Consider the following 19414-nt stretch of genomic DNA (forward strand, 5'->3'; position numbering starts at 1 on the left):
AGATTCAGGTCAGGCCGAGTCGAGAATGGTGGCTTCCGAGAACCGGAGCGGAGCGTACTAAGTACGTGAGCACCGGAAGCGCAGGAAGCCGCCGTTCGCAGGCCGGCATCACCTGAATATCAACGTGCCGCCAGGGCCTTCTCGATCTGCGACAAAAGCAATGTCTCAGCCGACTCGGCCGTCAGCGGACCGACATGCTTGTAGGCGATCTTGCCGTCCTTGCCGACGACGAAGGTTTCCGGCACGCCATAGACGCCCCAGTCGATCGCCGCGCGTCCGGCTTCGTCGACGCCGATCGCCTGGAACGGATTGCCAAGCTCGCCAAGGAAGCGGCGGGCGTTTTCCGGTTCGTCCTTGTAGTTCAGCGCCGCGGTAACGAAGCGCTTGTCCTGTGACAGCGCCAGCAGCACCGGATGCTCCTCGCGGCACGGCGCGCACCACGACGCAAAGACATTGACCAGCGTCACCTTGCCGGCGAACTGTTTTGAGTCGAGCCCAGGCAGGTTGGTGCCTTCGAGTGCCGGCAGATTGGTCTGCGGCGCCGGCTGGCCGATCAGCGCCGACGGCACTTCCGAAACATCGCGGCCGGACAGAAGCTGCAACAGGAACAGCCCCGCCAGGCCGAGGAAGATCACCAGCGGCAACAGCACGATCAGGCGGCGACGAGGCGGCGACGGCGTTTCGGTTTCGCTGCTCATGACTTGGCGCCTTTTTCCCGGGCATTTTTGTCGCCGGCGCCCGTGTCGGAGCGGCGGCGCACGCCGGCGGCCTCCAGCTCTGCCAGGTCGCGCTTGCGCCCGCGCTGGTCGATCAGTATCCAGCCGATCAGCCCGGCCAGTACGATCGCCGTGATGGCATAGGCGGCAGTCACATAGAGCGCATGCGCGCTCATGCCAGCTGCTCCGCGCGGGCGTCCAGCCCAGCCATGTCGCCGTGTTCGATCATGCCTTCCCTTAGCCTTGCCGTCCCGGCTTCGCAATCGGCCGCTGCGCCGCAGCCACCCACGGCCCGATGCGTCAGTCGGTCCCGTGGCGCAGCGCCAGTGCCGCCGCCACCGGTCCCAGCACGGCAAGAAACAGGGTCAGCGCGGCGAGAATGAGGAAGGGCTGCAGGAACGGATCGGGATCCGCCACCGCGCCATAGCTTGCCGAGACGCCGAAGATCAGCACCGGAATGGTCAGCGGCAGCACCAGCACCGAGATCAGCAGCCCGCCGCGCGGCAGTGCCACCGCCACGGCGGCACCGGCCGCCCCGATGAAAGTAATCGCCGGCGTGCCGACCAGCAGCGTCAGCGCGGTTGCGCCGATACCGATCGGCGCCATATTCATGAACAGGCCGAGCAGGGGTGCCGCGACCACCAGCGGCAGCACGCTGCCAGCCCAGTGCGCCAGGCATTTCACCAGCACCGTCAGCGCCAGCATGTGTCGGTCGTGGCCCAGCACCAGAAGATCGAGCGAGCCGTCCTCGCGATCGGCCTGGAACAGCCGGTCGAGCCCGAGCAGGCAAGCGAGCAGGGCCGCGATCCACAGGATCGCCGGACCGATGCGGGCAAGCAGATTGAGATCCGGGCCGACGCCGAAGGGGATCGTGGCGATGACGGCAAGGAAGAAGATCACGCCGGTCAATGCACCACCGCCGGCGCGGATGGAGAGGCGGATGTCGCGCAGGAAGAGGGCCAGCATCACCCGGCCATCCCCATCACAAGCCCCTTCGCCCCTTCCAGTCCCAGCGGCAGATGCGTTGCCGCGACGACTATCCCCCCATCCGAGCAATGCTTGGCCATCACTCCGCCAAACCGCGACTCCGAAGCCTTGTCTAGCCCCGCAGTCGGCTCATCCAGCAGCCACAGCGGCCGGCGGCTCACCAGCAATTTGGCGATCGACGCGCGCCGCCTTTGCCCCGTCGACAGATACCCGAACGGCAAATGGCCGATCCCCCCGAGCCCGGCGGTCTCGAGCGCCTCTTCAACCGAAAGCAGTGGCTCGCCAGATAATTCCCGCCAGAAGCGCAAATTCTCCGTCACGCTGAGCACCGTCTTCATCGCGTTCTGATGGCCAAGATAGTGGCAGGCAGAGGCAATCGACGGGAAATCCTCGCCACCGCCCTCGATTCGTACCCGGCCTCCCGCCACCGGCAGCAGCCCGGCGACAACCCGGAGCAGCGTCGACTTGCCAGCGCCGTTCGGCCCGGTGACGACCAGCGCTTCGCCTTTTTCCAGGACGAAGCCGATGCCGGAAAAGACCGTCTCGCCGCCGCGTTCGCCGCTCAGATCTTCGGCGATCAGCCGCATTCGTTCCCCTTCGCCGAAAGTCCAAGCGCGGCTTCGGTGCGCCGCAACAAAAATGGCGATTCCGTGTCTAGAACTATTCCAGGAAATTCTCTATATCCGGGTCATCCGTGCCAGCGGTCGGCACGGGAACAGAATTAGCGCCGAACCAGCGCACGCGCCGCCTTGAACGGCTCGGGTTGGCTGGGAACGGACAGCGGAAATGGCCGTACCCGCACCTTTGCGCGTGATTGCATGCCATCGGCGTCCGTTCCCTTTCAGGCTGAACAGACAAGGACGGATCGCACGTGTCAAAATCTCTCGATAGTTTCAATTGCCGCCGCACGCTGACCGCGGGTGGCGCGGACTATGTCTATTTCGACCTCATCGAGGCCGAAAAGAACGGCCTTACCGGCATCGCCCAGCTGCCCTATTCGATGAAAGTGCTGCTGGAGAACTTGCTTCGCAACGAGGACGGCCGCTCCGTCACCAAGGAAAGCATCCAGGCGGTCGCCGGCTGGCTGACCGACAAGGGCACCGCCGGCGTCGAGATCGCCTATCGGCCGGCCCGCGTGCTGATGCAGGATTTCACCGGCGTTCCGGCGGTGGTCGACCTTGCCGCCATGCGCGACGCCATGGCCTCGCTCGGCGGCGACCCGCAGAAGATCAACCCGCTGGTGCCGGTCGATCTTGTTATCGACCATTCGGTCATCGTCGACGAATTCGGCACGCCGATGGCTTTTGCCCGCAATGTCGAGCTCGAATATGAGCGCAACGAGGAACGCTACAAGTTCCTGAAATGGGGCCAGCAGGCGTTCCGCAATTTCCGCGTCGTGCCGCCCGGCACCGGCATCTGCCACCAGGTCAATCTCGAATATCTCGGCCAGGTCGTCTGGACAAACGCCGAGGACGGCGAAAACACCGCCTATCCCGACACCTGCGTCGGCACCGATTCGCACACCACCATGATCAACGGTCTTGGCGTGCTCGGCTGGGGCGTCGGCGGCATCGAGGCCGAGGCGGCCATGCTCGGCCAGCCCGTCTCCATGCTTCTGCCCGAAGTCATCGGCTTCCGTCTCACCGGCAGACTGAAGGAAGGCGTCACCGCCACCGACCTCGTGCTCACCGTCACCCAGATGCTGCGCAAGAAGGGCGTCGTCGGCAAATTCGTCGAGTTCTTCGGCCCCGGCCTCTCCAACATGACGCTGGCCGACCGCGCCACCATCGGCAACATGGCGCCGGAATATGGCGCCACCTGCGGCTTCTTCCCGGTCGACAGCGAGACCATCCGCTACCTGACCATGTCTGGCCGCGAGGAAAACCGCATCGCGCTGGTCGAGGCCTATTCCAAGGCGCAAGGCATGTGGCGTGATGCCGGCTCGGCCGATCCGGTCTTCACCGACCTGCTCGAACTTGAGCTCGGCAGCGTCGTGCCGTCGATGGCCGGCCCCAAGCGTCCCGAAGGCCGCGTCGCCCTGGAAGGCATCCCGGAAGGCTTCGCCAAGGCGATGGAGACCGAATACAAGAAGGCCGCCGAAATCCACAAGCGTTACGCCGTCGAGGGCACCAGCCACGATCTCGGCCATGGCGATGTCGTCATCGCCGCCATCACCTCCTGCACCAACACCTCGAACCCGAGCGTGCTGATCGGTGCGGGCCTGCTCGCCCGCAACGCCAATCGGCTCGGCCTCAAGCAGAAGCCCTGGGTCAAGACCTCGCTGGCGCCTGGCAGCCAGGTGGTCGCCGAATATCTGGAGAAGTCGGGCCTGCAGAAGGAGCTCGACCAGATCGGCTTCAACCTGGTCGGTTTCGGCTGCACCACCTGTATCGGCAATTCCGGCCCGTTGCCGGCGCCGATCTCCAAGACCATCAACGATAAAGGCTTGATTGCTGCCGCGGTGCTCTCCGGCAACCGCAATTTCGAAGGCCGCGTCTCGCCCGACGTGCAGGCGAACTACCTCGCCTCACCGCCGCTGGTCGTCGCCCACGCGCTGGCCGGCACCGTGACCAAGGACCTGACCACCGAGCCGCTCGGCGAGGACAAGAACGGCGAGCCGGTCTATCTCAAGGACATCTGGCCGAGTTCGGCCGAGATCCAGGAGTTCATCGAGAAGAACGTCACGCGCGAACTATTCGCCCGCAAATATGCCGACGTCTTCAAGGGCGACGAACACTGGCAGAAGGTCAAGGCGCCGGAAGGCCAGACCTATGCCTGGGACGACAATTCGACCTATGTGCAGAACCCGCCCTATTTCGCCGGCATGACCTCGGGCTTCGGCAAGATCGGCGACATCAAGGGCGCGCGCGTGCTTGGCCTGTTCGGCGACAAGATCACCACCGACCACATTTCGCCGGCAGGCTCCATCAAGGCGGCCTCGCCGGCGGGAAAATACCTCACCGACCATGGCGTCGGCGTTGCCGACTTCAACCAGTACGGCACGCGCCGCGGCAACCATGAGGTGATGATGCGCGGCACCTTCGCCAACATCCGCATCCGCAACCACATGCTGGGCGAGAACGGCCGCGAGGGCGGCTACACGATCCACTATCCGTCGAAGGAAGAGACGTCGATCTACGACGCCGCGATGGAGTACAAGAAGGACGGCGTGCCGCTGGTCATCTTCGCCGGCGTCGAATACGGCAACGGCTCGTCGCGCGATTGGGCGGCCAAAGGAACGAATCTCCTTGGTGTCCGCGCGGTCATCGCCCAATCCTTCGAGCGCATCCATCGCTCGAACCTGGTCGGCATGGGCGTCATCCCCTTCGTCTTCGTGGAAGGCACCTCATGGGCCTCGCTCAATCTCAAGGGCGACGAGTTGGTCGAGATCGACGGTCTGGACGCCATCAAGCCGCGCCAGAAGATGACCGCCAAGGTCACTTACGGTGACGGCACGGTGAAGAACGTCCCGATCATCTGCCGCATCGATACGCTGGACGAGCTCGACTACTTCAAGAACGGCGGCATCCTGCAGTACGTGCTGCGCGATCTCGCTGCCTAGGGGAATAAGGGGCAGTAAGGGAGTAGGGAATAGAGAATAGAGCTCCCTACTGCCCTACTGCCCTCGGCGCGCCAAAGCGCGCCGTCGCGGCCAGAAGCACGCCGAGCATCAGGCCGTTCAGGATGTGCCACAGGAAATGCGTGCCGAGCGGGAAGCTGCCGCAGACCAGCGGATCGGCCATCCGGCAGATGACCGAGACGACGAAGATCGCCAAGGCCGCCAGATTGTAGCGGCCGGCGCAGCTGCCGCTTAGCGCCGTCCATGCGCCGAGGAAGGCGAGCGCCAGGAAGGGCGCCAGATAGCCGGTTGTGCCGTTCGAGGCCTGCCGCAGCCAGTCCGGCACCGCCCATGTCAGCAGTCCGGCGACGGCGTAGAAGGCGACGAAGATGGCGATCGCCTTGCCCCATCCCATGCCGAGGAAGCGACGCAACGTGAACAGCGTGTAGGCGAGCGTGAAACCGGCGATCGGCAGCACGTCGGCCCAGATCGTGGCTCGGATGGCGAAGGTATGGAACAGCATCGAGCCGATGCCGATCGCCACCACCCACCAGGCCAGCACTTCGGCGAAAGTGCCGGTGCCGCGCCGGCGCACTTCCCGCACACCCCACAGACCGGCGGCAAGAAACGCAAGATTTGTCAGAGCATTGACCGGTTCGGCCCAAAGTTCCGGCCCTGTCCGTTCACAATAAAGATCGACCGGCGTCAGGAGAGTTTGCCACATGCTGACGATGCCGCCTCCAATCGAACCGCACCGCGTAGTGCAGACGCCTCTCCTATTGCGGGCTTGCCTTCGGTTGCAACCATAAAAATTTCACCGCAACGTGACTTCCCGTTGACTGTCGCTTCTGCCACATATTTTAGCAACCACAACAAGGCCGGCGTCACCGGCGGGAAATTGGAACGGCCATGGCATTTCAAGGACCATTGCGGCTTGCGGCACTTGCGCTGGCCCTGTCGGCGTTTGCCGGCAACGGGCTTGCGGAAGAGTCGGACAAGCCGCTCGGCGTGGTCGAGCTTTTCACCAGCCAGGGCTGCAACTCCTGTCCGCCGGCCGACGAATTCTTCGCCGAGCTCGCCGCCAAGGAAAACATCATCGCGCTCGCCTATCATGTCGACTACTGGGACTATCTCGGCTGGCAGGACACGCTGAGCCGCAAGGAGAACACCGAGCGGCAGTATGACTATATGCGCGCCTTCGGCAGCCGTTCGGTCTATACGCCGCAAGCCGTCATCAACGGCCGCAGCCATGTCAACGGCGCCAGCCGCAAGGAAGTCGACGGCACACTTGCCCGCCTGCAGAAGACCGGCGAAGGCATGCGGGTCGGCATCAAGGTCAGCCGGACCAGCGACCGCGTCATGATCGACACCGGCGACGCCGGCAGCGGCCCGACCGATGCCCATGTCGTCATCGTCTATTTCAATGCGCCGCAGACGATCGACATCGCCAAGGGCGAAAACAGCGGTCGCAGCATGACCTACTGGAACGCCGTCTCCGGCATCCAGACTGCCGGCATGTGGCACGGCAAGGCGCAGCGCTACGAATTGCCGATGACCGAGATCTCCAAGAAAGGCGGCTGCGCGGTGCTGCTGCAGTCGGTCGGCAAGGACGGCACGCCCGGGCCGATCCTGGGCGCCGCCTTCATCCGCAAGCCGTAACTGGACCCTCGGCGCCGCCCCTGATCCGCCTGCCGGCACCTTCTCCCAGGAGAAGCCCGCTGACTCGCCGTCGGCGCGCATTCCGCAACGCTGGTAAGTGGCGAAACCATTCGTGGCGGCGTCTTTCTCCCCGTCACATACGGGGAGAAATGCCCGGCAGGGCAATGAGGGGCAGGGCGGACCGACGATATCAGCAATTGAATCGCTTGCACGGGGCCATTCAAACGCAACGCGCTTTGGAACCGCACCAACCAGCCAATAAAAAACCGGCGTCAGCTTGCTTCTGACGCCGGTCATTTAGGTTTTGGGATCGTCGCACCCGATTTTTCCGAGGGAAAAACCGAGGTTGGTTCGATCCGACGCAGACCCGTGGGCGGGGGGCTTGGGGTTTACGAGCCGGTGCCGGACCGAACCGTCTCAGGCAACGCTGGTAAACTCGTCGGACATTGGGGCATTAGCGCGGATAAAATAAGGCAGGAATGTGGCGAAGCATCACCAATTCCAACAGGCGTTTGACAAATGTGACTGGACGTGACGGAAACGGCTTGGCTCCGGCTTGCTTAGCCGGGGCCTTGCAATTCGGCAGCGAACACGCCAACTTCTGCAGGCAAAGATTCATTCGAAGGATCGAGGCATGACTGATCGCGGCGGCAGTGGGACGGAGGATGGGGACGCATCCGCAATATTGATCCCGCTGCATGAGGCAAGACGCGAACGCCTCGACCAGCCGGTGCGCTTCGACCGGCGCGAACTGGACCAGATCCTGAGGCTCTACGGGCGCATGGTCGCCGCCAATGAATGGCGCGACTACGCCATCGATCACCTCTCCGACCGCGCCGTCTTTTCCGTCTTCCGCCGCGCCAGCGAGGTGCCGTTGTTCCAGATCGTCAAGGACCCGAAGCTGGCGCGCCGGCAGGGCGCCTTCGCCGTCATCGCCGCCGGCGGCCGCATCCTCAAGCGCGGCCAGGAACTCGGCCGCGTGCTTGGCGTCTTCGACGGCAGGCTGAGGGTGGTCGAAGCCTAATTGGAGCGCCGCGCGTCGGACGCGCAAAGGACGCTCTAACACTTTGACTCTGCACATGATCCTTTCTGGAAACCGAGATCGGTTTCCAGGTTTATGTGCTTATTTTTGCTGGCGGAATTTCCGTTCCGGCAGCGAGTTGGGATCCGGCGGCAGGCCTGCGCCGCCATTCATCGACAGCTGCATGAACACCGTGTCCAGCCAGCGTCCGTGCTTGTAGCCGGAGCCTTCCAGGCGGCCCGAATGGCGAAAGCCGAGCCTCTCATGCAGCCGCACCGAGGCGCTGTCGGCATGGCCGTCGCCGATGACCGCGATGATCTGGCGAAAGCCCGCCGCCCGTGCCGCCTCGATCAGCCCCTGCATCAGAAGCCGCCCGACGCCCTGGCCCTTGGCCTCCGGAGCGACATAGACGGAATCCTCGACGACGAAGCGATAGGCCGGGCGCGGCCGGAACGGGCCGGCATAGGCATAGCCGAGCACGGCGTCGTCCTTTTCCGCCGCCAGATAGGGAAAGCCGCCCGCCGTCAGCGCGTCGAACCGGTTGCCCATTTCGGCGCGGCTGGGCGGTTCCAACTCGTAGCTCGCGGTGCCGTGGGTCACCGCGTCGGCGTAGATTTCCGTGATTCGGTCGAGGTCGGCCGCGGCTGCGCCCCGTATGGTGATGCTGCTCATAATTTATGCAAATCGTTCATGTGCCTTCTTTTAAGCAAAGGCCAGGACAAAAGAAAAGGGCGGCCGTTGGGCCGCCCTTCCGAACTCGCTGGTCCAAGAGACCGTATTAGCGACGGTCGCCCATGAACTGCAGCAGGAACATGAACAGGTTGATGAAGTCGAGATAGAGCGTCAGCGCGCCCATGATAGCCTTGCGGCCGGCGACATCGGCGGCGTCGCCCTCGAAATACATCTCCTTGATCTTCTGCGTGTCATAGGCGGTGAGGCCCGAAAAGATCAGCACGCCGATCGCCGAAACGGCGAAGGACAGAGCCGACGACTGCAGGAAGATGTTGATCACCATTGCGATGATCAGGCCGAACAGGCCCATGATCAGGAACGAGCCGATCGCGGTCAGGTCGCGCTTGGTCGTGTAGCCGTAGAGCGACAGCGCGCCGAAGGCGGCGGCGGTGGCGAAGAAGGTCTGCGAGATGCTGGCCGTCGTGTAGACAAGGAAGATCGACGACAGCGACAGGCCGACGAGGCCGGCATAGACCCAGAACGTCGTCTGCGCGGCCGACACGCTCATCGACTGGACACGGAACGACAGGAACAACACCGCGGCCAGCGGAGCCAGGATGACCACCCAGCGCAGCGGCGACCCGAAGATCGCGTAGCCGAAGGAGGTCAGCATCTCGCCGCTCGGCAGCGTTGCGACCGCCGAGGCCGGATCGGTGGTGGTGGCCAGCATGATGGTGCCGACAGCGGCAAGGCCTGTGATGAGCAAGCCAAGCCCCATCAGATTGTAGACTTTGATCATATAGGCGCGCAGGCCCTGATCGATATCGACGGCGGCGCCGGGTACGGCGCGCGTCTGGTAATTGCGAATGGGATCAGCCATTGGAATCCTCTTTTGCTTCTGCCCCGTCCGGTCCGGTGTCAGGCTCACTCGAGCCCAGGCGCCGCTGGCGGGGCTCCAGCATGCCTGCGGCGGAATATGATGGTTCTTGGCGTCAAGAACAAGACCGTAACCGAGCGTAATGCTTCGTGAAGCAGCCAAATCGCGCATTATCAGCCGTCCCAGCCGCAACATTACCGAGATTTAATCGATAGTGGGCCGATTCAGGCGTTGCAGATCAGAGATTTCGCAGCACCGGCGCCGCCTTGTGCCCCAGCACCCGCCAGGTTCCGGCAAGGCCGATGCCGACTGTGATGACCAGCGCAAAGCCTATGGTTGCCACCGCGACCTCCGGCATGAAATGCGATGGCAGGGTCATGATACGAGCAACGACGAACCACGCCGCGACCCCACCAGCTGCCAGCGCGAAGACGGCAGTGGCAAGGCCGATCAGCATATATTCGAGTGAGAAGGCCGCGATCAGCGTTCGCCTAGTAGCACCCAGTGTCTTCAGCACCACAGCGTCGTGGATGCGCGCCCGGTTGCCGGCGGCAAGCGCGCCGGCCAGCACCAGCACGGACGCAATCAACGCCACGCCGGCCGCGGCCCGGATCGCCGTGCCGAGTTGCGCCACCAGCCGGTTGACGATGTCGAGCGCGTCCTTGACCCGCACCGTCGTCACCGCCGGGAAGGCGCGGGTGACGGCATTGAGCAGGCGGGCATCGTCTGCGGCCGACGCGTTCTTCTCGGTCAGCGTCGCCAGCCAGCCATGCGGAGCACCGGCGAATGTGTTGGGCGAAAACACCATGACGAAATTGATGCCCATGGTTTCCCACTCGACCTGGCGGAAATTGGCGATCCTGGCGGTGACGTTGCGTCCCAGCACATTGACGGTGACGGTGTCGCCGAGCTTCAGCCCAATCTCCTTGCCTTCCTCGGCCGAGAACGACACCAGCGGCTCGCCGGCATAGTTTTGCGGCCACCATGAACCTTCCGTCAGCGTCGCGTTCGACGGCTGGCGGTCGTCATAGGTCAGCCCGCGATCGCCGCGCAGCACCCAGGCGCCCTCCGCCGGCACCTTCACTTTTTCGACATCGACGCCGTTCAGCGCCATCACCCGGCCGCGCAGCATCGGCACCTTGACCAACATTCCCTGCGGCGCCTGCCCGCCGACCAACGCCGAGAAGGCGTCGACGTCGCGGCTCTGGATGTCGACGAAGAAGAAGTTCGGCGCCCGTTCCGGCAGGCTGCCGGAAATCTGCCGCCTGAGATTGCCGTCGATCAGCGCCAGCGTCACCAGCAGCGTCAGCCCGAGGCCGAGCGACAGCACCACCGACGGCGTGAGCGCCCCTGGCCGATGGATGTTGCCGATGGCGAGCCTGAGCGCGACGGAGCGGACCCTCGGGCTTCTCTTGGCGATCCATTGCACCAGCGCGCCGACGAGGCGCAGCACTAGGAATGACACGACGGTGGCGCCGACGAAGATCGAGGCGATGCGGCGGTCGCCGGAAAACAGGATGGCCAAGGCCGCCAAAGCGAGCGCGATGCCGACCGCTGCCGCCACATAGGGCAGGCGCGGAAAGCCGCGGCTCTCGAACCCCATCTCGCGAAACAATGCCGTCGCCGGCACGTCGCGGGCGCGGCCGAGCGGCAGCAGCGCGAAGGCCAGCGTCACCAGCAGGCCAAACAGCGCCGCCATGGCAAGCGCGCCAGGATAGAAGCCGCCCTCCGCCGGCACCGGGATCACCGACTGAAGTGCCGCACTCGCCGCGAACGGCATCAGCGCGCCGAGGATGAGGCCAAGCACGATGCCGAGGCCGGCGATCAGCAGGATCTGCACCAGGTAGACGGCAAAGACGAAGCCGCCCGAGGCACCCAGGCTCTTGAAAGTGGCGATGACGCCGCGCTTGCCGTCGAGATAGGCGCGCACCGCATTCGCCACGCCGACGCCGCCGACCACCAGCGCCGTCAGCCCGACCAGGGTCAGGAATTGCGAGAAGCGCTCGATGTTGGAGGAGAGCGCCGGCGCTGCGTTGGAGCGCGTGCGGATCGACCAGCCGGACTGCGGAAAGTCTGCTGCGGCCTGATTCTGGATCGCCTTGATATCAGCCTCGCTGGCGCCGGCGGGCAGGCGGATCTTGTAGGCGTGCTCGACCAGGCTGCCCGGCTGGATCAAGCCGGATGCCGTGAGCCCTTCGGTTGACACCAGCAGCCGCGGCGCGAAACCGAAACCGTCGGACACCGCATCCGGCTCGTTGGTGAGCCTGGCGCGCAGCTCGAATGTGGCGCTGCCGAGCTTCAGCCGGTCGCCGACCTTGAGGTTCAGCCGGTCGAACAGCAGGTCGGGTGCCGCGGCGCCGAAAACTCCGGATTTCTCGCCGAACAGGTCCTGCCTCGATAGCTGTGGCTCGGTCTCCAGCGCGCCATAGAGCGGATAGGCGTCGTCGACCGCCTTGGCCTCGACCAGCGACTGGTCGGAGCCGTCCTCGAGCCGCGCCATCGAGCGCATGCTGGCGCTGTGCGAAACGGCGCCGAGCCGATCGAGGAAATCACGTTCGTCCGGCGTTGCGTCGCGCTGGTTGAGCTGGAAGCGCAGATCGCCGCCAAGCAGCGTCTGGCCCTGATTGGCAACGCCGGCGGTGATTGCCTGCGCCACCGAATTGACGCCGCCGATTGCCGCGACGCCGAGCGCGATGCAGGCAAGGAAGATCAGGAAGCCGGACAGCCCGCCGCGCATCTCGCGCAGCGAGAAGCGGACGGCGAGCTTCATGGTCTGCGACAGCGGCATCAGGCCGTCACCTTCAGCGGCATCAGTGCGTCCTCGATCCGTCCCGAACGCATCGAGACCTGGCGCGGGCAGCGCGCCGCGAGCGCCGGATCATGCGTGACTAGCACCAGCGTCATGCCGCGCTCGGCCGCCTTGGCGAACAGGAGGTCGGCGACCTGCCGTCCCGTCGCCTGGTCGAGATTGCCGGTCGGCTCGTCGGCGACCAGGATGCGCGGCGAAGGCGCCAGCGCCCGGGCGATCGCCACGCGCTGCTGCTCGCCGCCGGACAATTCGCCGGGATAGTGGGTGACGCGGTCGCTGAGGCCGACTGCCGCGAGTTCGCGTGCCGCCACCCCGAACGGATCGGCATGGCCGGCGAGTTCGAGCGGCACAGCGACATTTTCGAGTGCCGTCATGTTGGGGATGAGATGGAAGGATTGGAAGACGATGCCAATGTTTCGCCCACGAAACGATGCGATCCGGTCCTCGCTTTTGCCGTTGAGCAACTCGCCGGCGATTCGAACCGTACCCGAATCGACCCTTTCCAGCCCGGCCAGGACCATCAGCAGCGTCGACTTTCCGGACCCTGAAGGGCCGACGATGCCGGTTGCCTCGCCGGCAGCGACATCGAGACTGACGCCTTTCAGCACATGGACCGATGACGCGCCTTCGCCGAGCGTCAGCGATACGTCTTTCAGCACGATGACGGCTTCTGTCACAATGAAAGCGTCCTATATGGAGGGTGGGGGCAGAGCATCGGACCCAAAAGTGGAGACCGGTTTTGGGAAAATCCGATGCTCGACAAGGAATCCGCCTTCGCCAAAAAACTGTTCCGCTCATATGGGGCCTGCCGCATGGCTTTCAAACACACTCTTGCCGCAGCTCTCGTTCTTTTCGCCGCGATCAGCAGTGCGATTTCGTCGGCACGCGCCGAGGCCTTCACCATAGTCGGCTTCGGCGACAGCCTAATGGCGGGTTTTGGCCTTGGCCCCGGCGAAGGCTTTACCGACAGGCTGCAGGCCGCACTTCGCGCCAAGGGCCATGACGTGATGGTCGCCAATGCCGGCGTTTCCGGCGATACGACAAGCGGCGGCCTGGCGCGGCTCGACTGGTCGGTGCCCGACGGCACGCAGCTGGTGATCCTCGAGCTCGGCGCCAACGACATGCTGCGCGGCGTCTCGCCCGGCATCACCGAAAAGAACCTGGATGAGATGCTGGCCAAGCTCAAACTGCGCAAGATCGCCGTGCTTCTGGCCGGCATGCGTGCAGCCCCCAATCTCGGCGCCGACTACCAGAACGCCTTCGACGCGATCTATCCGAAGCTGGCCGCGAAATACGGCGTTCCGCTCTATCCGTTCTTTCTCGACGGCGTCGCCGGCCAGCCCGGACTGCGGCTGGAGGACGGCCTGCATCCCAACGCCAAGGGTGTCGGCGTGATGGTCGAGCGCATCCTGCCGACGGCCGAAAAGGCCATCGCGGGGGCGGGCGGTGCGTCGTGAGGCTGAAAAGTCACGGTTACCGCTGGGGAAACCGCGGAGCCAACAAACCGCTTGCCCCGTTTGAGTATCGATGATTCGCTAGGGGCGTGAGTTCGATTCGAGGACAGGAGGCTTTCCATGCCACGTCTTTTCACCGCCCTCGAAATTCCGCGTGATGCTGCCCTTTCGTTGTCCCTGCTCAGGGGCGGCCTGCCTGGGGCCCGCTGGATCGATGTCGAAAACTACCATCTGACGCTGCGCTTCATCGGCGATGTCGAAGGCCATGTCGCCGACGAGATCGCCAACGCGCTCGACCGCGTCCACCGCCCGTCCTTCCCGATAGCCTTGTCCGGTGTCGGCGCCTTCGGCCAGAGAAAGCCGCACGCGGTATGGGCCGGCGTTTCCGCCTCGCCGGATCTTACCGCCCTGCAAGCCGAAATCGACCGCATCTGCCAGCGGCTCGGCCTGCCGGCCGACCCGCGCAAATTCATGCCGCATGTGACGCTGGCGCGCTTGCGCAATTCGAGCCCGCTCGATGTCGCCCAGTATCTTTCGGCGCGCGGCAATTTTTCGACGCTGCCCTTCCGCGTCGGCCGCTTCGTTTTGATGTCGTCGCGCGATTCGGTCGGCGGCGGCCCCTATATCGTCGAGGAAGCCTGGCCGCTGTCGGGCGCCGACACGCGCACTTCCAGCCGCGCCGCCAGCGCTTCCGACGCCTCGCGGATCATGCGGTAGACGGTGGCGAACGCCTCCGGCCCGTCATAGTACGGGTCCGGCACATCGCGACCGCTGCCGCTCGCAAACTCCAGGTAAAGATGGATGCGGTCGTGCACGGCGGCAGGCGCCAGCGCCTTCAGGTCGCGGACATTCTGCCGGTCCATCCCCAGGATCAGGTCGAAGCGGTGAAAATCCTCCGGCCTGACCTTACGCGCTGTCTGTCCGGAAATGTCGATGGCGTGGCGGGCGGCGATCGCGATCGAGCGCGGGTCGGGGGCGGAGCCCACCTCCCAGCCACTGGTTGCGGCTGAATCGAGCACCATATCCAGGCCCCCTGCGCGCTCGGCCCAGATGGCGCGAAAAACGCCCTCGGCCAGCGGCGACCGGCAGATATTGCCGAGGCAGACGAACAGAATGGATTTTATGGGCCTTGCGCTCATCGATCCGGCGCTATTTTTGTGCATGTCGTTATCCCAAAACCGCGACGCACTTTTGGGCGACATGCATTATGGTGAGGGTCATTTTCGAATAGCACAGGAACCCGACATGACGAGAGAGAAACTGGGCAAGGACGCCATCGTGGCGGCCCTGGCCGAACTGGGCGGCTGGTCGCTGGCCGCCGACGGTGCTTCGATCAGGCGCACCTTCACCTTCAAGAACTTCTCCGAGGCCTTCGCCTTCATGACACGCGTTGCGCTGGCGGCGGAGAAGATGGATCATCATCCGGACTGGTCGAATGTCTACAAGACCGTCGACGTCACGCTGAACACGCACGATGCCGGCGGCGTGACCGCACTCGATATCGAACTGGCGAAGAAGATGAACCGCTATTTCGGCGGCTGAGTGACGCCCCGCGGCAGATCCAGCATGCCAAATCGGCGCCGGCATCTTGCAGCAGGGGTCGGCTTTCACCACATTTTTGCTCGCAGCCGCGCGTTGAACGATGCGCGGCCGCCTGCAAGGAGAGATTGATGGCGCAAGATTCCGGTTTTGATTTCTTCGGCTTTGGCGACAGGCTGGCCGGCGAGCGCGAGGTGCGCGAAAAATTCTGGCGCACCGCCAAGAAGGCCGCCCGGCACATCCCGTTCATGGAGGACGTGGTGGCAGCCTATTACTGCGCCATGGACAAGAACACGCCGCTGCGCGCCAAGGGCATCCTGGTGGCGGCGCTCGGCTACTTCGTGCTGCCGGTGGACTTCGTCCCCGATTTCGTCTTGGGCCTCGGCTTCACCGACGATATCGCCGTGCTTATGGCCGCGATCACCGCCGTCAGCGCCCACATCACCCCGGCGCACCGGCAGGCCGCGAAGCAGGCGATCGCCGACAAGAGCTGAGCCGGCACAGCACACGCAGGGGTGGTTTGAAAAGACAAACTCTTGCCGCTTTCGTGGCCTCCAAGTCGAGACAGGGACGTCGCGCTGCTGCTTTTCGAGCAGCAGTGCGGTGATGGCGGCGGTTTCCTGGGGTGTGGGTCCTTTTCTTGAGGAAAATTCACCGTTTGGTAACCCAGATTAAATCAAAATGAAGCGACGGGCAGGACGCCAGACCGGCCTGCCGCCGCACCAGTTGGAATACGGGAAAAACGATGCGCGGATTGATTGCTACAGTTTCCAGCCTGGTCCTGGTGGCCCTGGCCGCGCCGGCGCTGGCGCAGTCGGCGACCAAGATCGGCCAGCACAATGCCTGGGGCACCTACAGCTACCAGGCATCCGGCGGCAAGGTCTGCTACGTGCTCACCGTGCCGACCGACAAGCAGCCGCCGACGCTCGACCATGGCGACATGTTCTTCTTCGTCAGCCAGCGCCCTGGGCAGCAAGTGTCCTACGAGCCGCAATTCATCGCCGGCTACAATTTCCAGGAAGGCTCCAAGGCCACCGTCACCATCGACAAGAAATCCTTCTCGATGTTCACCCGCGGCAAATCGGCCTGGGTCGAGAACGCCGCGGAAGAGCCTGTCCTGATCGCTGCCATGAAGACCGGCACCGACATGAAGGTGTCGGCCAAGTCCGGCCGCGGCAACACAACCACCTATGTCTTCTCGCTGAAGGGCATCTCGGCCGCGCTGGCGTCGATCGCCAAGTGCAAATAGGCCGAACGGGATCTGCTAAGCAGGAATTTGAAAGGCCGGATCGCGAGGTTCGGTAGAACCAGTCTTCGAGGCGTTGACGCTGCCCCTCATTGCCCTGCCGGGCATTTCTCCCCGTATAGGGACTGGGAGAAAGGAACCGCATCAATGCTTTCGCCAATCGCCGGCGTTGCGGGGATGGCACCGGCGTTGCGGCCTGCCCCCTTCTCCCCGTCCCTATACGGGGAGAAGATGCCGGCAGGCAGATGAGGGGCGGCGCCGAGATCGAAAATTTGTCTCCGGCGCAAATTTGGACACCAATCCCTGCCCTTGCTCGCCGCCCCCCGCATGACTCCGCCCGCAACCTGTGCTATGCGCCGCGCTTCATTTCGGGCACGATGCTGAAATCGGCCGCAAACCGCTTATATTGGCGCAACCATGACCCTTTCGTTCGATCTTACCGCCGAAGGCGCCCGCGACGCGTTGCGCGCCCGCGCCGCGTCGGCTGAAAAACCGTCGCTGATCGGCCTGACGCGCGCCGAACTGAGTGAGGCCCTTGTCGGTGCCGGCATCGTGCCGGAGCGCCAGGCAAAAATGCGCGCCCAGCAGCTCTGGCACTGGATGTATGTGCGCGGCGTTTCCGACTTTGCCGGCATGTTCAACATCTCCAAGGATCTGCGCGCCGAACTCGACAAGCACTTCACCGTTGCGCGGCCCGAAATCGTCGAGGAGCAGATTTCCGCCGACGGCACCCGCAAATGGCTGTTCCGCTTTCCGCCACGCGGCGCCGGCCGGCCGGTCGAGATCGAGACCGTCTATATCCCCGAAGAGGGCCGCGGCACGCTGTGCATCTCCTCACAGGTCGGCTGCACGCTGACCTGCTCGTTCTGCCACACCGGCACGCAGAAGCTGGTGCGCAACCTGACGGCCGAGGAAATCCTGGCGCAGTTGCTCACGGCGCGCGACCGGCTCGGCGATTTCCCCGACCGCGACACGCCGGACGGCGCCATCGTGCCGGCCGAGGGTCGCAAAGTGTCCAACATCGTCATGATGGGCATGGGCGAGCCGCTCTACAATTTCGAGGCGGTGAAGAAGGCGCTGCTGATCGCCTCCGACGGCGACGGGCTTTCCCTGTCGAAAAGACGCATCACCCTGTCGACCTCGGGCGTCGTGCCCGAAATCTTCCGTACCGGCGAGGAGATCGGCGTCATGCTGGCGATCTCGCTGCACGCTACCAATGACGATCTGCGCGACCTGCTGGTGCCGATCAACAAGAAGTATCCGCTCAAAGAGCTGATCGCCGCCTGCCGCGCCTATCCTGGCCTGTCCAACGCCAAGCGCATTACCTTCGAATATGTGATGCTGAAGGACGTCAACGATTCCATCGAGGACGCCAAGGGGCTGATCAAGTTGCTCAAGGGCATTCCGGCCAAGATCAATCTGATCCCGTTCAACCCCTGGCCGGGCACCAACTACCAGTGCTCGGACTGGGAGACGATCGAGAAGTTCGCCGACTACATCAACAATGCCGGCTACGCCTCGCCGATCCGCACCCCGCGCGGCCGCGACATCCTGGCCGCCTGCGGTCAGCTGAAGTCGGAATCGGAGCGCATGCGCAAAGTCGACCGGCTGGCGCTGGAAGCGATGATGATCGCGGGGCACGGCGAGGCTTGAGCCGCCTCATCGCCTATCTCATCCGCTTTGCCATCATCCTGTTCGGCTATGCCGTCGCCGCGCTGGCTGCGAGCGCCTTCCTCAATATCCTGTTCCTGGCCTCGCTCGGCTATGCACCGGACCAGGCCGCCCCAACGGCGACCGCTTCGCTCTATTTTTCTATTCCGTTCGTGGCGCTGTTCGTCGCCTATTTCGCCTTCATGCCGGCGGCCATCGTCATCCTGATCGCTGAAATCCTCGGCCGGCGCGATTGGCTGTTCTACGCGCTTGCCGGCGGCGTGGTTGCCGCGGTCTTCCTCGGCTTCGTCCACCAGAATGCCGATGCCAATTTCGACGTCACCGAGCCGCGCGCCATCGCTGCCGTGATCGGCTGCGGCATGGTCGGCGGCATCTTCTACTGGCTCGCCGCCGGCCGCTGGGCCGGAAGCTGGTGGAAGAGCGATGCGCCTACTTCGCCTGGGCCGTCAGGATCTTGAGCGCGAAGGCCAAGAACACGCCGGCAAACAGATAGTCGACCACCCGCGTCACGCGCGGGCTGGCCTTCATCGCCGCCGAGAACTTTTCCGCTGCAAACACCATCGGCGCTGTCACCGGGATCGACAGCACGATGAACATCACGCCAAGGAAGAACAGTTTTCCCGGCGCATTCGGGTCGTGCGCAGAAACGAACTGCGGCAGGAACGTCATGAAGAACAGGATGATCTTCGGGTTGAGCAGATTGACGCCGAGCCCGGCCGCCCAGCTGCGGAACAGCGATATCTCAGGTCCGTTCTTGTTCTCGGGTGAAAAGGCCGATCCCTTGGTGATCGCCTGCCAGGCCAGGAACACGAGATAGCCGGCGCCAAAAATCTTCAGCACGAAGAAGGCCATCGGCGAGGCGACGATCAGCGCCGAGATGCCGACCACCACCAGCGTGGTGTGGATCAGCGTGCCGCACAGCGCGCCGGCCATCGAGGCGAAGCCGGTGGCGCGGCCCTGGCCGAGCGTGCGCGACACGAACAAGGTCATGTCGGGTCCCGGCGTGATTGCCAGGATGACGGTGGCGATGGCGAACTGGATCAGTGTCGTTGTGTCGGGAATGAAGGACATGTCCGGTCTCAAGGCAGCAAAAGACGGCGCAGCCATACCGCGAGCGTCCTGCCCTTGCCAGCCTCTGGCCGATGCAGCATCTGGTCCAGCCACCGTTCGTCTCTTGCGCAGGCCGGAAACGCCGTGATACCTC

21 protein-coding genes are annotated in these 19414 nt (G+C 64.2%); 10 read left to right on the plus strand and 11 right to left on the minus strand.

Annotation, left to right across the window (positions count from 1 at the left end; all coding sequences use genetic code 11):
• Positions 1-119: 119 nt before the first annotated feature.
• From ACSQ3Z_RS02865 to ccmA, 4 genes are all read right to left on the minus strand, one after another.
• Positions 120-698 carry a DsbE family thiol:disulfide interchange protein gene (locus ACSQ3Z_RS02865; protein WP_436169871.1) on the minus strand — a complete coding sequence of 193 codons (579 nt, stop codon included), beginning with the start codon at positions 696-698 and terminating at the stop codon, positions 120-122.
• Positions 695-892 carry a heme exporter protein CcmD gene (gene ccmD / locus ACSQ3Z_RS02870; protein WP_436169872.1) on the minus strand — a complete coding sequence of 66 codons (198 nt, stop codon included), beginning with the start codon at positions 890-892 and terminating at the stop codon, positions 695-697. The genes ACSQ3Z_RS02865 and ccmD overlap by 4 nt, the downstream gene beginning before the upstream one ends.
• A 124-nt stretch (positions 893-1016) precedes the next feature.
• Positions 1017-1682: a heme exporter protein CcmB gene (gene ccmB, locus ACSQ3Z_RS02875; RefSeq protein ID WP_436169873.1), complete on the minus strand. Its 666-nt coding sequence runs from the start codon at positions 1680-1682 to the stop codon at positions 1017-1019.
• A complete protein-coding gene (ccmA, locus tag ACSQ3Z_RS02880) occupies positions 1682-2290 on the minus strand; it encodes a heme ABC exporter ATP-binding protein CcmA (protein WP_436169874.1) in 609 nt (202 codons plus the stop codon). Before ccmA ends, ccmB begins: the two co-directional genes overlap by 1 nt.
• Before the next feature lie 284 nt (positions 2291-2574).
• Between ccmA and acnA the strand changes: the two genes are divergently transcribed.
• A complete protein-coding gene (gene acnA / locus ACSQ3Z_RS02885; protein ID WP_436169875.1) occupies positions 2575-5265 on the plus strand; it encodes an aconitate hydratase AcnA in 2691 nt (896 codons plus the stop codon).
• 46 nt (positions 5266-5311) lie between these two features.
• Here the strand turns inward: acnA and ACSQ3Z_RS02890 are convergent, their stop codons facing one another.
• On the minus strand, positions 5312-5986 hold the full coding sequence (locus ACSQ3Z_RS02890) for a ceramidase domain-containing protein (RefSeq protein ID WP_436169876.1): 675 nt from the start codon (positions 5984-5986) through the stop codon (positions 5312-5314).
• Positions 5987-6171: 185 nt separating this feature from the next.
• Between ACSQ3Z_RS02890 and ACSQ3Z_RS02895 the strand changes: the two genes are divergently transcribed.
• Complete coding sequence (locus ACSQ3Z_RS02895) at positions 6172-6921, plus strand: DUF1223 domain-containing protein (RefSeq protein ID WP_436169877.1); 750 nt, start codon at positions 6172-6174, stop codon at positions 6919-6921.
• Positions 6922-7555: 634 nt separating this feature from the next.
• A complete protein-coding gene (locus ACSQ3Z_RS02900) occupies positions 7556-7945 on the plus strand; it encodes a DUF2794 domain-containing protein (protein WP_436169878.1) in 390 nt (129 codons plus the stop codon).
• A 99-nt stretch (positions 7946-8044) separates the two neighbouring features.
• Here the strand turns inward: ACSQ3Z_RS02900 and ACSQ3Z_RS02905 are convergent, their stop codons facing one another.
• From ACSQ3Z_RS02905 to ACSQ3Z_RS02920, 4 genes are all read right to left on the minus strand, one after another.
• On the minus strand, positions 8045-8614 hold the full coding sequence (locus ACSQ3Z_RS02905; RefSeq protein ID WP_436169879.1) for an N-acetyltransferase family protein: 570 nt from the start codon (positions 8612-8614) through the stop codon (positions 8045-8047).
• 106 nt (positions 8615-8720) lie between these two features.
• Positions 8721-9494, minus strand: coding sequence for a Bax inhibitor-1/YccA family protein (locus tag ACSQ3Z_RS02910; protein WP_436169880.1), 774 nt, complete (start codon positions 9492-9494; stop codon positions 8721-8723).
• 235 nt (positions 9495-9729) lie between these two features.
• Complete coding sequence (locus ACSQ3Z_RS02915; RefSeq protein WP_436169881.1) at positions 9730-12279, minus strand: ABC transporter permease; 2550 nt, start codon at positions 12277-12279, stop codon at positions 9730-9732.
• A complete protein-coding gene (locus tag ACSQ3Z_RS02920) occupies positions 12279-12977 on the minus strand; it encodes an ABC transporter ATP-binding protein (protein ID WP_436169882.1) in 699 nt (232 codons plus the stop codon). Before ACSQ3Z_RS02920 ends, ACSQ3Z_RS02915 begins: the two co-directional genes overlap by 1 nt.
• Positions 12978-13112: 135 nt before the next feature.
• Between ACSQ3Z_RS02920 and ACSQ3Z_RS02925 the strand changes: the two genes are divergently transcribed.
• Positions 13113-13757 (plus strand): arylesterase, encoded by a 645-nt coding sequence (locus ACSQ3Z_RS02925; RefSeq protein WP_436171820.1) that lies wholly within the window; start codon positions 13113-13115, stop codon positions 13755-13757.
• Between the two features lie 117 nt (positions 13758-13874).
• Positions 13875-14471, plus strand: coding sequence for an RNA 2',3'-cyclic phosphodiesterase (thpR, locus tag ACSQ3Z_RS02930; protein WP_436169883.1), 597 nt, complete (start codon positions 13875-13877; stop codon positions 14469-14471).
• On the opposite strand, the gene ACSQ3Z_RS02935 is transcribed toward thpR, so the two are convergent.
• Positions 14375-14893, minus strand: coding sequence for a low molecular weight protein-tyrosine-phosphatase (locus tag ACSQ3Z_RS02935; RefSeq protein ID WP_436171821.1), 519 nt, complete (start codon positions 14891-14893; stop codon positions 14375-14377). The two genes, thpR and ACSQ3Z_RS02935, sit on opposite strands and share 97 nt — an antisense overlap.
• A 106-nt stretch (positions 14894-14999) precedes the next feature.
• Between ACSQ3Z_RS02935 and ACSQ3Z_RS02940 the strand changes: the two genes are divergently transcribed.
• The 5 genes from ACSQ3Z_RS02940 (at position 15000) to ACSQ3Z_RS02960 (ending at position 18668) form a co-directional block, all read left to right on the plus strand.
• Positions 15000-15296 carry a 4a-hydroxytetrahydrobiopterin dehydratase gene (locus ACSQ3Z_RS02940; protein ID WP_436169884.1) on the plus strand — a complete coding sequence of 99 codons (297 nt, stop codon included), beginning with the start codon at positions 15000-15002 and terminating at the stop codon, positions 15294-15296.
• A gap of 128 nt (positions 15297-15424) precedes the next feature.
• The gene (locus ACSQ3Z_RS02945; RefSeq protein ID WP_436169885.1) at positions 15425-15787 is read left to right on the plus strand and encodes a YkvA family protein; all 363 of its coding nucleotides are present in this window, start codon (positions 15425-15427) and stop codon (positions 15785-15787) included.
• Between the two features lie 251 nt (positions 15788-16038).
• Positions 16039-16542 carry an invasion associated locus B family protein gene (locus tag ACSQ3Z_RS02950; protein ID WP_006202696.1) on the plus strand — a complete coding sequence of 168 codons (504 nt, stop codon included), beginning with the start codon at positions 16039-16041 and terminating at the stop codon, positions 16540-16542.
• A gap of 414 nt (positions 16543-16956) precedes the next feature.
• Positions 16957-18192: a 23S rRNA (adenine(2503)-C(2))-methyltransferase RlmN gene (gene rlmN / locus ACSQ3Z_RS02955; RefSeq protein WP_436169886.1), complete on the plus strand. Its 1236-nt coding sequence runs from the start codon at positions 16957-16959 to the stop codon at positions 18190-18192.
• Positions 18189-18668 carry a hypothetical protein gene (locus tag ACSQ3Z_RS02960; RefSeq protein ID WP_436169887.1) on the plus strand — a complete coding sequence of 160 codons (480 nt, stop codon included), beginning with the start codon at positions 18189-18191 and terminating at the stop codon, positions 18666-18668. Before rlmN ends, ACSQ3Z_RS02960 begins: the two co-directional genes overlap by 4 nt.
• Here the strand turns inward: ACSQ3Z_RS02960 and ACSQ3Z_RS02965 are convergent.
• Complete coding sequence (locus ACSQ3Z_RS02965) at positions 18640-19281, minus strand: LysE family translocator (RefSeq protein WP_436169888.1); 642 nt, start codon at positions 19279-19281, stop codon at positions 18640-18642. The two genes, ACSQ3Z_RS02960 and ACSQ3Z_RS02965, sit on opposite strands and share 29 nt — an antisense overlap.
• Positions 19282-19414 lie beyond the last annotated feature (133 nt).

Origin of the sequence: Mesorhizobium sp. LjNodule214 (assembly GCF_964252735.1) — a bacterium.
Taxonomy (GTDB): Bacteria; Pseudomonadota; Alphaproteobacteria; order Rhizobiales; family Rhizobiaceae; genus Mesorhizobium.